Genomic DNA, 14,570 nt, shown 5'->3' with positions numbered 1-14,570 from the left:
GATCGGAAGTAGCCACAGTTCCTCCTCGCGTCGCCGTGGTGGACCCTCCGGCGGCGCGCTGCATGCCGGTGGGCCCCTGCAACTACCGTCACCCAGAAAGCGGCCGTCTGCATCCGGTGGGCCGGGGAGGCTTGCGGCTCAGCTCACGACCGCGTCCGGGTCGCGCGGCCTGCCGCCCTCGGCCAGCGCGTCGCCGGCCCGGCCCCGGTACTCGCGGTAGCGCCGCAGGTACGACCGGGCCATGGGCCCCGGCGGGACGCCCCGCGCGAAGGCCCGCATGTTCCGTTCGCCCGCGTTGTAGCCGAGGGCGAGCAGCTCGTCGCGGGTGTAGCGGCGCACGTGGGTGCGCGGAAGGGCCCGGTCGAGGTCCCTCAGGTGCAGGGCCGCGACGCGGACGGCGAACGCGGGATCGTCCCGCAGGTCCTCCCAGCGCCCCGACAGGCCGTAGGCGCGCCGGACCGATTCGAAGGCCGCCCGGTGCATGTTGGCCACGCCGAAGGACGCGCCGGGCTTCCACCACTGCCACAGACGTTCGAGGAGCGGGTGGTGCGGTTTGTACGCCTCGTTGTGCAGGACGGTCATCAGCAGCACCGGCGACACCCCGGCCGTCTCGGCACTGCGGGCCACGGTCCCGGCGTAGTCGGCCGGGTCGTAGCCGCCGGGGAGCAGGGGCGGGGTGGGGGCACGACCGGGATCGTGCGTCGCCCGGGTCGGTCTTCTGTCCATGAGCACGGCCTTTCCCCTGACAACAGCCGGACGGCGGGACGCCCGCCGTCCTTCTGGCCACCAGGTGCCCGTGCGCCGCGCCCTCAATCCCCTACCCGCGGGTGGTCCGCCCGACCCCGGCGTACACCCAGTACTCGGTCGGATTGTCCGGGAGCGCCTCGGCCGGGTCGGGACGCCACAGCGGGACGTGGACCAGACCGGGCTCGGCGAGGTCGAAGCCGTCGAAGAGGCCGAGGATCTCCTCGTACGAGCGGGCGGTCACCGGGGAGGTGGCGCGGGAGCGGTAGAGCTGCCCCACGGCGGCGGCCGTGCCGGGGCGGTCCTGGTTGGTCGCGTGGGACAGCGCCAGCCAGCTCCCCTCGGGCAGCGCGTCCCGGAAGGCGGCCACGAGGGTGTGCGGGTCCTCCTCCGGGGTGATGAAGTGCAGGATCGTGATCATCAGTACGGCGACGGGCTGCTCGAAGTCGATCAGCTTGCGGAGCTGCGGTGCCTCAAGGATGTCGGCGGGCCTGCGGATGTCGCCGTCGACGATGTCCGCGCCGGGGTTGTCCGCGAGCAGGGACGCGCTGTGCGCCACGGCGACGGGATCGTTGTCGACGTACACCACGCGGGCGTCCGGGTCGGCCGCCTGGGCCACCTCGTGGACGTTGCCCTGGGTGGGGATGCCGGAGCCGAGGTCGATGAACTGCCGTACGCCGGAGTCGATCAGGAAGCGCACGGCCCGGCCGAGGAAGTCCCGGTTGGCCCGTGCGAGGGTACGCACCCGGGGGTCGATGGCGGTGAAGGCGGCCACCGCCTCCCGGTCGATGGCGAAGTTGTGCTGTCCGCCCAGCATCGCGTCGTACATCCGGGCGACGCTCGCCTTGTCGGGCTCTGCCCCGGAACCCGCAACCGCGCTGTCGGACATCGCAACTTCCTTCCCTTGAATGCGACTTGACGACGCATCATATAGTTGCCCCGGAACGACGAGCGACGCCCCGCCCCGCCTCCCCCGGCCCGGCGCGCGGTCGGTCGCCCTCACCCCGGAAAGGCACGACTCTGCGGAACGACCCGCGCAGCCGCATCGGCGAACCGCCCGACGCCCGGACCTCGCCGCGCCGGCCGCTCCTCTCCCCCGCCGCCGACGCGATCGGCTCGGCGCTCGATCTGCCGCTGACCGGCGCCCAGTTCACCCACGCGCTGGCCCCGGCCTTCGCCGACGCGGCCTCGGTGTACCTGCTGGAGCGGTGGCGCCGGGGGGAGCAGGCGGGCGTGGCACCGGACCCGCCTCGGATCGAGGCGCACCGGCTGGCGCTGCGGGTGGGGGCGGACGCGCGGGAGGGTTGGGAGAAGCTGCTGCCGGTCGGCGAGGTGATCGTCTTCCCCCGCGAGACGCCGTACGCCCGCGCGCTGTCCTCCGGGCAGGCGCAGTTGCTGGACTCGGTGGACCCGCACACCTCCGCGCGACTGCGCGCCTCCGGCAACGGGGACGCGCGGATGGACGAGTTGTTACGGACCGCGTCCTTCCTGGTCGTGCCGCTGCGGCTGCGGGAGGTCACGATCGGCTTCGTCGCCTGCACGCGCGGGCCGGACCGGGAGCCGTTCGGGTCCACCGAGGTGACGGCCGTGGAGGCGCTCGCGGCGCGGGCCTCGGTCGCCCTGGACAACGCCCGCCGCTACGAGCGCGAGCGGCGCACCACGCTGGCCATCCGGGGCAGCCTGCCCTCGGGCACGCTCCAGCGGTTCGAGGGATGCCGGGTGAGCCACGGCTCGCTGCCCGCCGGCGAGGACACGGTGATAGGCGGCGACTGGTACGACGTGCTGCGACGGCCGGACGGGCGGGTCAGCCTGATCGTGGGCGACGCGATGGGCCACGGCCCGGAGTCCGCCGTCGCCATGCTTCAACTCCGCACGGCGATACGTGCGTTCGCTGGGTTCGACATACCGGCGGTGGATCTCGTGCGGCGGCTGGACGCGCTGGCCTGTGACACGCCCGGCGCTTCCTTCGCCACCTGTGTCTACGCCGAGTGGTCGCCCAGGGAGCGCACCTGCACCCTGGTGAGCGCCGGCCATCCGCCCCCGCTGCTGCGCGGCCCGGACGGGAAGACGGCCCCGGTCCCCCTTACCGAGCCCGGCCTGCCCCTGGGGCTCGGCACCGGCCACTACGAGGCGACCGTGTTCAGCGTCCCGGAGCCCGCGCTGCTGGTGCTGTACAGCGACGGCCTGGTGGAGTCCCGCGATGCCGACATCGACCATCAGATAAGCCGCCTCGCCGACTCCGTCGACGCGGCCGCTCCCGAACCGGGCGCCGATCTGCCCGCCCTGTGCGAGTACCTGCTGCACGCACCCTCCGGCACCAACGGTACGGACGACCGGACCCTGCTCCTGGCCGAACTCACCCCCGGCGAAGGCTGATCAGGCACTCAAGGTCGCCCAGACCGCGTTGCCGCTGGTGAGCCGGGATCGGTCGACCCCCCAGGAGTCGGCGATCTGCTCGACGAGCACCAGCCCCCGGCCGCCCTCGTCGTCCGGGCCCGGTTCGCGCCGGGTGAGGCCCTGGCCCGAGTAGTCGTGGTCGTGCACCTCGATGCGCAGGCGGCCGGGGGCGACGAGGCCGACACCGCAGAGGATGCGCACGCTGGAGGTGTGCAGGACGGCGTTGGTGGCCAGCTCGGAGACGAGCAGCACGGCATCCGCGCGCAGCTCTCCCGGCAGCAGCCAGCCGGTCAGCCGGTCCCGCATGGAGCGGCGGGCGATCCGGACGCTGGAATGGTGCGAGAGCAAAGTGATCCAGTGCGTCTGGTCCGGGTCCGCGACGTCCAACAGGTCCGGTGACGAGGTCGTGGTGGGGGTCACGATGATTGCCTTCCTTGAGGCGGTCACTCAAGTAACTATGCTCGCAACGGAGTTCAGGCTGCAACCGACTCCCTGATAATTACAGACAGCCGCTATCCGTCTGGTTGATTCACCAACTCCCTGTCACACTCTTATGAGTGACAGCCCATCAGGAGGTAGGGCGTGAGTGAAGGCCGTTCGAGCGCGGGCAGCGGCGCGAGTGCGCCCACCGTGCTGCGCATGGTCCTGGGCCGCAGGCTGCAGGAGCGGCGCCTGGAGGCGGGCGTCTCGCTGGAGGAGGCGGCGCGGGCGCTCAGGGTCACGGCGCTGACCATCCGCCGGCTGGAGAAGGCCGAGGTGGCGCTCAAGCCCCTCTATGTGGAGAAGCTGCTGGAGACGTACGGCGCGGCCCGGCAGGAGCGGGACGAGTTCGTCGCCTTCGCCGAGCGGGCCAACGAGCCCGGCTGGTGGCACGCCTACCGCGACGTGGTGCCGGGCTGGTTCAGCGCGTACGTGAGCCTGGAGACGGGTGCGAAGACCCTGCGCACCTACGAGCCGCACTATGTGACGGGCCTGCTCCAGACCCACGCGTACGCCCGCGCCGTACTCGCCGGCGGCTTCCCGAACGAGGGTGACGAGGACCTGGCGCGCCGGGTGGACCTGCGGCTGCGCCGCAGTGCCCTGCTGGAGCGCGCCGACTCGCCGACGCTGTGGGTCGTGATGGAGGAGGCCGTGCTGCACCGGGTGGTGGGCGGGCCCGAGGTGATGCGGGAGCAGATCGACCGGCTGCTGCAGTTCTCCGAGCTGCCGCACGTCAGCGTCGATGTGGTGCCGTTCGCCGCCGGTGCCCATGTGGGGGCGTGCGCGCCGTTCACGTACTTCCGGTTCGAGGAGCCGGAGCTGCCGGACATCGTCTACAGCGAGATCCTCTCCGGCGCGATGTACCTGGACCAGCGCTCCGACGTCGTCGCCCATCTGGAGGCGCACAACCGCATGTCCCTGCTGTCCTCCGACACGCAGAGCAGGGCGCTCCTGAACCGCATGCGCAAGGAGTACTCATGACCACCATCGACGGCCGTGGCCACGCCTACAACGGGATGCCCGCCTCCGACCTCGGCGAGCAGGGCTGGGAGTCGCCGTGGAGCGGCCCCAACGGCGGCCAGTGCGTACAGACCAAGCAACTCGCCGACGGCCGGGTGGCGCTGCGCCAGTCGACCGACCCCGCCGGACCCGCGCTGATCTACACCCCGGAGGAGATCACCGCCTTCGTCGCGGGGGTCAAGCGGGGCCTCGCCGACCATCTGACCAACGGCTGACTTCTCCCCCCACGCACACACCGAAAAGGGACAGGATGACCAACTCACACGCGGCGCGGGACATCGACACCAGCAGGCCCCACTCCGCCCGGATGTACGACTACTACCTGGGCGGCAAGGACCACTTCGAGATAGACAAGCACGCCGCCGAGGCGGTGGCGTCCGCCTATCCCGGCATCTTCGTGTGCGCCCGCGAGAACCGCGCCTTCATGCACCGCGCCACCCGCGTCCTCGCCCGGGAGCACGGCATCCGGCAGTGGCTGGACATAGGCACCGGCATCCCCACCGAGCCCAACCTGCACCAGGTCGCCCAGTCCGTGGTGGCCGACGCGCGGGTGGTGTACGCCGACAACGACCCGCTGGTCCTCAAGTACGCCGAGCGCCTGATGCGCAGCACGGCCGAGGGGCGCACCGCGTACATCGAGGCGGACGTCAACGACCCGCGGTCGCTGCTGGACGCCCCCGAGCTGACCGACGTGCTGGACATGGAGCGGCCGGTCGCGCTGTCCCTGAACGCCCTGATGCACTTCGTGCCGGACGACCGGGACCCGTACGGCATCGTCAGCCGGCTGCTGGACGTGCTCCCCTCGGGCAGCGCGCTGGCCCTGAGCCACTGCACGCCCGACTTCGACGCGCCGACCTGGCAGAAGGTCACCGACATCTACAACGGGGCCGGGACCCCGGTGCAGTTCCGCTCCCGTGCGGACGTGGCGCGCTTCTTCGACGGGCTGGAGCTGCTGGAGCCCGGCGTCGAGGTCGGCCACCGCTGGCGCCCGGACGCCGAGCCGACCGCCACGGACGCGGAGGTCAGCCTGTGGACCGCGGTGGGCATCAAGCCGTAGGCCCCGCTGTCCCGTACGACGGAACGCCCCCGTGCCGCGATGGCTGGGGGCGTTCCGTCGTACGGGGTCCGGCGCGGGTCAGAACCTGGGCGCCGGGGCCTGGGCCTGGGCCTGGACGATCTCCGCGGCCTCCTGCTCCGTCTCCACGGACGGGGGCGAGCCCGCGAGCGGCTTGTTCGCCGTCTCCTTCATGCACAGCACCGCGATCACACCGACGACCGCGGCCGCGGTGGCGTAGTAGGCGGGCATGAGGTTGGTGTGGAAGACGCTGATCAGGTAGGTGATCACCAGCGGGGTCGTGCCGCCGAAGACGGAGGTGGCGAGGTTGTAGGCCACCGACAGGGAGCCGTAGCGCACCTGGGTCGGGAAGATCGCCGGGAGCGCCGCCGACATCGTGCCGAGCATCGCCACCAGGGAGAGGCCCATCATGAGCAGGCCCAGCGCGATGAGGACGACGCTGCCCTGCCGGATGAGCAGGAAGGCCGGCACGGACAGGAAGACGAACCCGAGCATCCCGGCCATCAGCAGCGGCTTGCGCCCGAAGCGGTCGGAGAGCCGGCCGACCTGGTTGATGACGCACATCTGGAGCACCATCACCAGCAACAGGATCAGCAGCCCGTGGTTGGTGGGGTAGCCCAGTTCGTCCGACAGATAGGTCGGCATGTAGGACAGCAGCATGTAGTCGGTGATGTTGTACGCCGCGACGAGCGCGAGGCACAGCACCAGCGGCCGCCAGTACCGGGTGAAGATCCTGCCGAGGTCGGCGGTGGCCGAGGTCTCCACGGCGTCGGCGGCCTCGGTCGTCCGGACGTTGCCGCCCTCCAGCTTCTGGAAGGCGGGGGTCTCGTCGAGCTTGAGCCGCAGGTAGAGGCCGATGAAGCCGAGCGGCGCCGCGACCAGGAACGGGATGCGCCAGCCCCAGTGCAGCATCTGGTCCTCGCTGAACACGGTGCTCAGGACGACGACCAGGCCGGAGGCGCCGACGTATCCGGCCAGCGTGCCGAACTCCAGGAAGCTGCCGAAGAACCCGCGCCGCTTGTCCGGGGCGTACTCCGCGATGAAGGTGGAGGCGCCGCCGTACTCGCCGCCGGTCGAGAAGCCCTGGATGAGCCGGAAGAGGATCAGCAGGGCCGGGGCCCACAGGCCGATGGCGGCGTGCGAGGGGATCAGACCGATGGCGAAGGTGCCCACCGCCATCATGATCATCGTCATGGACAGGACGCGCTTACGGCCGATCTTGTCGCCGAGCGGGCCGAAGACCATGCCGCCGAGCGGGCGCACCAGGAAGGCGACGGCGAAGGTGGCGAAGGAGCTGAGCAACTGCACCGTGTCGTTCCCCGAGGGGAAGAACACCTTGCCGAGGGTGGCCGCGAGGTAGCTGTAGATGCCGAAGTCGTACCACTCCATGGCGTTGCCGAGCGCGGCCGCCTTGGTGGCGCGCTTCACGGCGGCCTGGTCCGTCACGGTGATGTCGCTGCGGCGCAGCTTGGGGTTGCGCCGCCGCTCGATCGCGCGGAACAGCACACGGTGACGTCTGACCGCGCCGGGGTCCACCGGATCTTCGTTGTCGAGGGCCGCCATGGGTGTTCCTTTCGCCGTACACGTTTTCAAGCAGAACACCTGCGCAGTCAGCGCGCGCTCAAACGATCCTCTTCACTGCGCGGCCGCGCTGCTACCGAGGGTGATCGAAGTGGGGCCGTACGAGTGCCGGTGCGTGCCGGGGAGCCTTGGGGGAACCCGGATGCCCGGTGTTCGTCCCCGGTGAGAGGAGCCCTGGTGACTGCTTCGGCATCGACGGCGGGCGGCGGGCGGCCGTCCGCACCGGGAGACGGGTACGAACCCGACCCGCGCCGGTGGCGGGCCCTGTGGGTGACCCTGGTCGCCGGTTTCATGAGCCTGCTGGACGTGACGATCGTCGCGGTCGCGCTCCCCACCATCCAGCGGGATCTGCACGCCACCCCGGCCGAGGTGCAATGGGTGGTGTCCGGGTACGCCCTGACCTTCGCGCTCGCGCTGGTCACCGCCGGGCGGCTGGGCGACGCGCTGGACCGGCGCCGTATCTTCCTGCTGGCGCTCAGCGGGTTCGTGATCTTCAGCGCGGCGTGCGGCGCGGCGCCGGACATCAGGCTGCTGGTGCTGGCGCGGCTCTGCCAGGGGCTGGCGGCGGGGTTCATGGCGCCGCAGAACTCGGCGCTGATCCAGCAGATGTTCCGGGGCGAGGAGCGCGGGCGGGCCTTCGGCTTCCTCGGCGCGACCGTGGGCATATCCTCCGCCATCGGCCCGATCACCGGCGGCGCCATCCTCGCCGTCGCCTCCGGCGAGCAGGGCTGGCGGTGGATCTTCTACGTCAACGTCCCCATCGGGCTGCTCGCGGTCCTGCTGGGCCGCCGGCTGCTGCCCCGCATCGAGCGCAAGGGGCGCGGGAGCGTCGACGTGCTGGGCATCCTGCTGCTCGGCACCGGCGTGCTGGCGCTGATGTATCCGCTGGTCCAGGCGGACTCGGGCGGCCTCGCGCGGCTGTGGTGGCTGTTCCCGGTCGCGGTGGTGCTGCTGGCCGCCTTCGTGCTGTGGCAGCGGCGCCTGGTCGCCCGTGACAAGCAGCCGCTGCTCGATCCGCGGCTGTTCAGCACGGTGCGCGGCTACGCGGTCGGCGCGGGGGTGGGCACGCTGTACTTCGTCGGCTTCAGCGGGGTGTGGCTGGTGTTCGCGCTGTTCTACCAGCACGGGCTCGGCTACTCCCCGCTCAAGTCGGGCCTCGCCGTGACGGCTTTCGCGATCGGTTCGGCGAGCGCGGCCGTGCTCGCCGGGCGGCTGGTGGAGCGGTTCGGCCGGGTGCTGACGGTGTGCGGCCTGGTGGGGGTGATCCTGGGCCTCGGCGGCACCGCGCTGCTGCTGCGGCTGGCGCCGCTCGGCATCGCGCCCTGGGTGGCCGCACCGGTGCTGTTCCTCGGCGGTATCGGCTCCGGCTTCGTGGTGTCCCCCAACATCACCATGACCCTGCGCGACGTCCCGGTGCGGATGGCGGGCGCGGCTGGGGGCGCGCTGCAGACCGGGCAACGGCTCGGCGCCGCGGTGGGTACGGCCGCGCTGCCTGGCCTGTTCTACGTGGTGCTCGGCGGCACCCACGGCGACTACCGCACCGCGCTCGTCACGGCCCTGGTCGCCGCGCTGGCCGGCATGACCGCCTCCCTGGCCCTCGCCGCGTTCGACTGGCGCCGGGACCGGCCGGGCCGGACGGCTCACCGGAGGTGCCCGGACGAGGTCGCCAACAACCCCGTGCACGCCCGGCAGCACTGAGCCGCCGCCCTCAGAGGAAGCAGGACTGCGCCACGCCCCGGCGCCGGACGTCGAGGGTGGCGCAGTGGAAGGAGCCGCCGAGGGGCGCGCAGTGCAGCAACTCGCAGGGGACGGTCTCGAACCCCCACCGCTGAAGCGCGCGCACCATGCCGGTGTGATGGCGCTCGACGGCGTCCGGGCGGGAACCGGCGGCGGCCGCGGTCGGGTGTGTCTGCATCACACGAGCTCCTCCAGGCGGCGCCGGGCCGGGTCCAGGGCGTGGCCGCGCAGGGCGGGCCAGGGGTGGGTGCGGGCCTGGTCGACGGCGTCGGCGATGGTCCAGCGGCGGGGGCCGAGGTCCGGGTCGTCGAGCTGGTCCCAGGCGAGCGGGGTGGCGACCGGGGCGCCGGGGCGGGCGCGCACGCCGTAGGGGGCCACGGCGGTCTGGGCGTAGCCGTTGCGCTGCACGTCGAGGTAGAGGCGGTCGCCGCGGTCCCGTTTCCGGGCGGCGGTGGTCAGCCGGTCGGGGTGCTGGGCGACGAGCAGGTCGGCCACGTCACGGGCGAATCCGCGCACCGCGTCGAAGTCCTGCCTGGGCAGCAGCGGCACGGTGACGTGCAGACCGCGCGAGCCGGTGGTCATCAGCACCGACGGCAGCTTCAGCTCCTGAAGCACCTCGCCGAGCCAGTGGGCCGCCTCGCGCACCCGCCCGAAGTCGTCGGCGCCCTCCGCCGGATCGAGGTCGAAGACCAGCAGGTCGGGCTCGTCCGGGTGGTCCACGCGGGACAGCCAGCGGTGCGGGGTCACACATGCCTGGTCGGCGAGGTGGAGCAGGGTGGCGACGCTGTCGCACACGGTGTGGCGGACGGTGCCGCCCTCCTTGGGCACCTCGGCCCGCGTGATCCACTCCGGGTAGTACTCGGGGGTGTTCTTCTGCATGAACCGGGGCCCGTCGATCCCGTCGGGATACCGCTCCAGCATCAGCGGCCGCCCGCGCAGCCCCGGCAGCATGAAGGGCGCCACCTCGCGGTAGTACGCCACGAGGTCCGCCTTGGTGTACGCCGGGTGGTCGCCGTCGGCCGGGAAGAGCACCTTGTCCGGCCGGTGCAGCTCGACGGTACGGCGCCCGGCGCGCACCGTGTGGTCCTCAGCGGTCATGTGTCGCCCTCCCTGGCCCGGCTCGGCCCTCGTGTCCCGCCGGGTACCCGAGGGGCGGCGGTCCGTAACCGGGGCACTCCGCGGACGACACCAGCTGGTCGGCCAGGCGGTGGGCCCGGGTCAGCAGGGAACCGTAGACGGCGACGCCGCCGGGCCCGGCTCCAGCCGGGTGGCCTGGTCCTCGTCGGAGACGGTCTCCAGCACGGTCCGGGTGACGCCCGCGGTGTGCACGGCGGCGTCCTCCTGCACGGTGGCCGCGTCGTCGTAGCCCCGGTCGGCCGGGGTAGGGCCTTGCGGCTGGGGCGCAGGTTGATGCGCAGGCTCTCCCGGTTCCAGCCGACGGCGGCCGCGGACCCGCCTGTCATGCCCGCCCGCCTGCCCGCGTCAGAGGGCGGAGGCGTGCAGCCGCAGGGCGATCAGGGCCACGTCGTCCTCGGCGTCCGGGGCGAGGCCGGTGAGCAGTTCCTCGCACATCCCGTCCAGCTCCTGGCCGACCAGGGCGGCCGCGTGCTGGCGCAGCCGGATGAGGCCGTGGTCGAGGGACTCGCCCCGGCGTTCGACCAGGCCGTCGGTGTAGAGCAGCAGGGTGCTCGCGGGCGGCAGCACGGTCGTGGCGCCGGTGCGGTGGCTCTCGGGTTCGACGCCGAGCACCAGGCCGCGCCCGGTGTCCAGGTACGTGGTGTCCCCGGCCGGGGTGACCAGCAGCGGCGGCAGATGGCCGGCGGACGCCCAGTCCAGTTGGTAGCGGCCGTTCTCCGGTCCCTTGACCAGGGCGTAGACGCAGGTGGCGGTCTGTTGCGGGTAGAGGACGGCCATCGCCAGGTCCAGCCGGCGCAGGATGCGGCCGGGCGGCTCCTGGCGGTCGCAGGCGATGCCGCGCAGCATGTTGCGGATCTGGCTCATGGCGACCGCCGCCTGGAGGTCGTGGCCGGTCACGTCGCCGATGATCAGCGAGATGTCGCCCTGGGGCAGTTCGAAGCTGTCGTACCAGTCGCCGCCCACCTGCGCGGACGAGGCGGCGGGGACGTAGCGGGCGGCGATGCGCAGGCCGTCGATGACGGGCAGCCGGGGCAGCAGCGAGCGCTGCATGCGCTCGGCGATGGTCTGCACCTCGGCGTGCAGCCGGGCGTTGTCCACCGCGAGGGCCACCCGGTGCGCCAGTCCCTCCACCAGCACCAGATCCTCCTCCCCGAAGGGGGCCCGACCGGGCTCGCGGACCAGGGTCAGCGCGCCGAGCACCCGCCGCCGGGCACGCAGCGGCGCGACGATGCCCGAGCCGCCGCCCAGCCGCCCGAACAGCTCGCTGTTGAGCGCGTGGAGCGGATCGGGAGTCTCCGGGTCCGGCTCGAACCGCTCGGCGGACAGCAGCAGCGCGCCCGCTCCGCGCAGCACCCGCGACCACGGGTCGTCGGAGTCCTCCCCGACGCCGGGCAGCACACCGGTCATGCCGACCATCGGGGTGCCCGGTTCGCGGCGGGTGACGCAGACGCGCTCCAGCCGGCCCGCCTCGTCCATCAGGTCGCCCACGCTCCAGTCGGCCAGCGCGGGCACGAGCACCCGGCACACGCGGCTGATCCCCTCCGCCGCGTCCAGCGTGCTCGCCAGTACGGCGGCGGTCTGGTCCAGCAGGGTGAGCCGGTCCAGTGCTTCCCGCAACGCCTGGTCCACGTCGAAGCCGTCCATGCAGGGCACGTACCCGGCCCGCCCGGCCGGAACAACGGGCGGCGCCCGGCGAGAGCCGTTCGGCCCATGGGTACTCGGCCGGCGACACGACCCGGCCCAGGAGAGGAGTGGCCGTCATGACGAACCCCGAACCCGAGCGGCCCCGGGTGCCGCCCACCGAAACCCCGCCCGCCGAGGGCAGCACCTCGGCCGGCATCTCCCACGCCGAGCCGCGACGGGCCTGGGGACCGGTCCCGCTCACCCTGATCATGCTGGTGGTGGCCCTGGTCGCGGCCGGCCTGCTCGCCATGGCGGTGGCGCTGATGCGCTAGGACCCGCCGGAAAAGATCTGCCCGAGTCGATCAGGGCGCCTAGGCTGCGCCGACATGACCACCGCACCGGACTCCGGCATCCGACCGTTCCGCATCGACATCCCGGAGAACGACCTGGCCGACCTGCGCCACCGCCTCGACCGCACCCGCTGGCCGGACGAACTGCCGGGAGTGGGCTGGGACTACGGCGTGCCGCGCGACTATCTGCGCGAGCTGGCGGAGTACTGGCGGCACACATACGACTGGCGGGCGGCGGAGGCCCGGCTGAACGAGTGGCCGCAGTTCATGACGACGATCGACGGCGCGGACATCCACTTCGCGCACATCCGCTCCCCCGAGCCGGACGCCACCCCGCTGATCGTCACGCACGGCTGGCCCGGCTCCTTCGCCGAGTTCGAGCGGATCGTGGGCCCGCTGACCGACCCCCGCGCGCACGGCGGCGACCCGGCCGACGCCTTCCATCTGGTGCTGCCGAGCATCCCCGGCTTCGGTTTCTCCGGCCCGACCCGCGAGCCCGGCTGGGAGTACCGCAGGACAGCGGCCGCCTTCGCGGAGCTGATGGACCGCCTGGGCTACGAGCGGTACGGCGCGCAGGGCGGTGACTGGGGCGCGGTCGTCTCCCGCGAGCTGGGCCGTATCCGGCCCGAGCACGTCATCGGCGTCCACCTGAACCTCATCCCGGGCGCCGGTGCGACCACCGAGCCGACCGGCGAGGAACTCGCCGCGCTGAGCCCGGCCGAACGCTCCCGCACCCTCGCCTCCTGGGAGCGGATGAAGGAGTGGCGCCGTGAGCAGCAGGGATACGCCGACATCCAGTCCACCCGTCCGCAGACCCTCTCCTACGCCCTCACCGACTCCCCCGTGGGCCAACTGGCGTGGATCGCGAAGAAGTTCAAGGAGTGGACCGACTCGGTGGACCGCCCCGAGGACGCCGTCGGCCGCGACCATCTGCTCACCGACGTGATGCTGTACTGGCTGACGGGTACGGCGGGTTCGTCCGCGCGCATCTACTACGAGCGTGCCCACGCGGACCATTGGGGGCAGTCGCCGGAGCCGTCCCGTACGCCGACCGCGTTCGCCGCGTTCCCGCGCGAGAACTTCATCGCGCTGCGGCATCTCGCGGAGCGGCACGACAACATCGTGCGCTGGACGGAGTTCGGACGGGGCGGGCACTTCGCGGCGATGGAGCAGCCGGAGCTGCTGGTGGGTGATGTCCGGGCGTTCTTCCGGGAGCCGGCCAAGCGCTGATCATGCTTGCCGGGCGCGGCCGTCGTGGCGGGGACGGGCGCGCCCGGTGAGCGGTACGGGTCTCACCTCTCTTCCTCGTCCTCCTCGTCCTCTTCCTCTTCGTCCTCGTAGTCCCCTTCGTAGTCGCCTTCTTCGTCGGGGGCTTCCTCGTCCTCTTCGCCGCCCTCTTCCTCGTCGTCGTACTCGTCCTCGTACTCCTCCTCGCCGCCTTCGCCCTCTTCGCCCTCTTGACCCTCTTCGCCTTCTTCGCCCGCTTCTCGCTGCTCCTCCTCCACGGCCTCCTCGTGGGAGCGGACCACCTCGCCGTCGCGGATCTCGCCGCGCCAGCCCTCCACCTCGTCCGGGTCGACGAAGCTGACGTAGCGCTGGAAGTGCTTGAAGTCCAGCCGCAGACGGCGGCCCTGGGCGCGCCAGATGTTGCCGGTCTTCTCGAAGAAGCCGGCCGGGAAGTACTCGACGACGAGGACGACCCGGGTCAGTTCCGGGGCGAGTTCGTGGAAGGTCACGCAGCCGTGGGTGGTGCCCTTGGGGCCCTCGGAGTTCCAGACGATCCGCTGGTCCGGGATCTGCTCCCGCACGCTCGCCTTGTAACCGCGCTTGGAGGGGCCGACCTTCAGCTTCCAGTCGCTGGTGACCTCGTCGCTCTGAGAGACGCTCAGCACGCCCTTGGTGAAGCCGCTGAACTTGTCGTACTGGGTCCACTGGTCGTAGGTGGTGCGCAGCGGCTGTCCGATGTCCAGGACCTCGATGATGTTCGTCATCTTGGGTCTGTCGGACTTCCCCCTGCTCTTGCCGAACAAGCTCTTCGCCCCCTCGACCACCTTGTCCTTGATGTCCCCGGCCTTCTGGGAGACCAGTGCCTTCAGTGGTGAGTCGCCCTTGAGGATGCGGCTGCCCACGCCGGTGAGGAAGCCACCGCCGTTGTCGGCCGAGTCGAGGAGCTGCTGGGTGAGGCCGGTGAGCTTCTCCCCCGTCTTCTCCACCAGGTGTTCCGCCTGGGCGCCGAGGTAGTCGACGAGTTCGTCGCGCAGCGCGTCGAGGCCGGAGCCGGCCTGCTCCTTGGCGTCACCCTTGTCGGTGTCGGTCTTGGTGTCTGCCATGGCCTACCTCCGCCGCCCGGTGGTCTTCTTGGCGGCCTGCTTCTTGGCCGGAGCCTTCTTCGCGGGAGCCTTCTTCGCCGCCTGCTTCTTGGCCGG

Annotated in this window: 15 protein-coding genes and 1 pseudogene; 7 read left to right on the top strand and 9 right to left on the bottom strand. The window is 72.0% G+C overall.

From position 1 onward, the window contains the following. Positions 1-138 precede the first annotated feature (138 nt). On the bottom strand, positions 139-726 hold the full coding sequence (locus GT030_RS04555; RefSeq protein ID WP_161199956.1) for a lytic transglycosylase domain-containing protein: 588 nt from the start codon (positions 724-726) through the stop codon (positions 139-141). Positions 727-817: 91 nt separating this feature from the next. Further along, positions 818-1,633, bottom strand: a complete 816-nt coding sequence (locus GT030_RS04550) for an SAM-dependent methyltransferase (RefSeq protein WP_161199955.1) — start codon at positions 1,631-1,633, stop codon at positions 818-820. Between the two features lie 155 nt (positions 1,634-1,788). On the opposite strand from GT030_RS04550, the gene GT030_RS04545 reads away from it, so the two are divergent. After that, positions 1,789-3,120 (top strand): SpoIIE family protein phosphatase, encoded by a 1,332-nt coding sequence (locus GT030_RS04545; protein ID WP_161199957.1) that lies wholly within the window; start codon positions 1,789-1,791, stop codon positions 3,118-3,120. Here the strand turns inward: GT030_RS04545 and GT030_RS04540 are convergent, their stop codons facing one another. Then, complete coding sequence (locus GT030_RS04540) at positions 3,121-3,561, bottom strand: ATP-binding protein (protein WP_161199954.1); 441 nt, start codon at positions 3,559-3,561, stop codon at positions 3,121-3,123. Positions 3,562-3,723: 162 nt separating this feature from the next. Between GT030_RS04540 and GT030_RS04535 the strand changes: the two genes are divergently transcribed. From GT030_RS04535 to GT030_RS04525, 3 genes are read left to right on the top strand one after another with little or no spacing between them, the layout of a single operon-like run. Then, on the top strand, positions 3,724-4,602 hold the full coding sequence (locus GT030_RS04535) for a helix-turn-helix transcriptional regulator (protein ID WP_161199953.1): 879 nt from the start codon (positions 3,724-3,726) through the stop codon (positions 4,600-4,602). After that, positions 4,599-4,856, top strand: a complete 258-nt coding sequence (locus tag GT030_RS04530; protein ID WP_031181346.1) for a DUF397 domain-containing protein — start codon at positions 4,599-4,601, stop codon at positions 4,854-4,856. The genes GT030_RS04535 and GT030_RS04530 overlap by 4 nt, the downstream gene beginning before the upstream one ends. A gap of 35 nt (positions 4,857-4,891) precedes the next feature. Next, positions 4,892-5,698, top strand: coding sequence for an SAM-dependent methyltransferase (locus GT030_RS04525; protein WP_161199952.1), 807 nt, complete (start codon positions 4,892-4,894; stop codon positions 5,696-5,698). 78 nt (positions 5,699-5,776) lie between these two features. Here GT030_RS04525 and proP read toward each other — a convergent pair whose 3' ends face one another. Further along, positions 5,777-7,279 carry a glycine betaine/L-proline transporter ProP gene (gene proP, locus GT030_RS04520; RefSeq protein ID WP_161199951.1) on the bottom strand — a complete coding sequence of 501 codons (1,503 nt, stop codon included), beginning with the start codon at positions 7,277-7,279 and terminating at the stop codon, positions 5,777-5,779. Positions 7,280-7,474: 195 nt separating this feature from the next. Here proP and GT030_RS04515 point away from each other — a divergent pair, with 195 nt between their 5' ends. Further along, on the top strand, positions 7,475-8,995 hold the full coding sequence (locus GT030_RS04515) for an MFS transporter (protein WP_161199950.1): 1,521 nt from the start codon (positions 7,475-7,477) through the stop codon (positions 8,993-8,995). 10 nt (positions 8,996-9,005) lie between these two features. Here the strand turns inward: GT030_RS04515 and GT030_RS04510 are convergent. From GT030_RS04510 to GT030_RS04500, 4 genes and pseudogenes are all read right to left on the bottom strand, one after another. Beyond that, positions 9,006-9,161: pseudogene (locus GT030_RS04510) on the bottom strand (amidinotransferase); the annotation flags it as partial. Between the two features lie 50 nt (positions 9,162-9,211). After that, positions 9,212-10,132 (bottom strand): non-homologous end-joining DNA ligase, encoded by a 921-nt coding sequence (ligD, locus tag GT030_RS04505; protein WP_161199949.1) that lies wholly within the window; start codon positions 10,130-10,132, stop codon positions 9,212-9,214. Positions 10,133-10,252: 120 nt separating this feature from the next. After that, entirely contained in the window at positions 10,253-10,381 is a 129-nt protein-coding gene (locus GT030_RS37035) for a hypothetical protein (RefSeq protein WP_272920657.1), read from the bottom strand. 135 nt (positions 10,382-10,516) lie between these two features. Next, positions 10,517-11,815, bottom strand: a complete 1,299-nt coding sequence (locus GT030_RS04500; RefSeq protein ID WP_161199948.1) for a GAF domain-containing SpoIIE family protein phosphatase — start codon at positions 11,813-11,815, stop codon at positions 10,517-10,519. Between the two features lie 116 nt (positions 11,816-11,931). Here GT030_RS04500 and GT030_RS04495 point away from each other — a divergent pair, with 116 nt between their 5' ends. Together GT030_RS04495 and GT030_RS04490 are read left to right on the top strand one after the other, a co-directional pair. After that, the gene (locus GT030_RS04495) at positions 11,932-12,126 is read left to right on the top strand and encodes a DUF6480 family protein (RefSeq protein ID WP_161199947.1); all 195 of its coding nucleotides are present in this window, start codon (positions 11,932-11,934) and stop codon (positions 12,124-12,126) included. Between the two features lie 54 nt (positions 12,127-12,180). Beyond that, positions 12,181-13,374 (top strand): epoxide hydrolase family protein, encoded by a 1,194-nt coding sequence (locus GT030_RS04490; RefSeq protein WP_161199946.1) that lies wholly within the window; start codon positions 12,181-12,183, stop codon positions 13,372-13,374. A gap of 62 nt (positions 13,375-13,436) precedes the next feature. Here the strand turns inward: GT030_RS04490 and GT030_RS04485 are convergent, their stop codons facing one another. Beyond that, complete coding sequence (locus GT030_RS04485) at positions 13,437-14,474, bottom strand: SRPBCC family protein (protein WP_161199945.1); 1,038 nt, start codon at positions 14,472-14,474, stop codon at positions 13,437-13,439. Positions 14,475-14,570: the final 96 nt, after the last annotated feature.

This window comes from Streptomyces sp. SID1328 (genome assembly GCF_009865595.1).
Taxonomy (GTDB): domain Bacteria; phylum Actinomycetota; class Actinomycetes; order Streptomycetales; family Streptomycetaceae; genus Streptomyces; species Streptomyces griseoluteus.
Note: the sequence above shows the minus strand (reverse complement) of the source record. Positions and strands in the feature narration are given on the sequence as shown.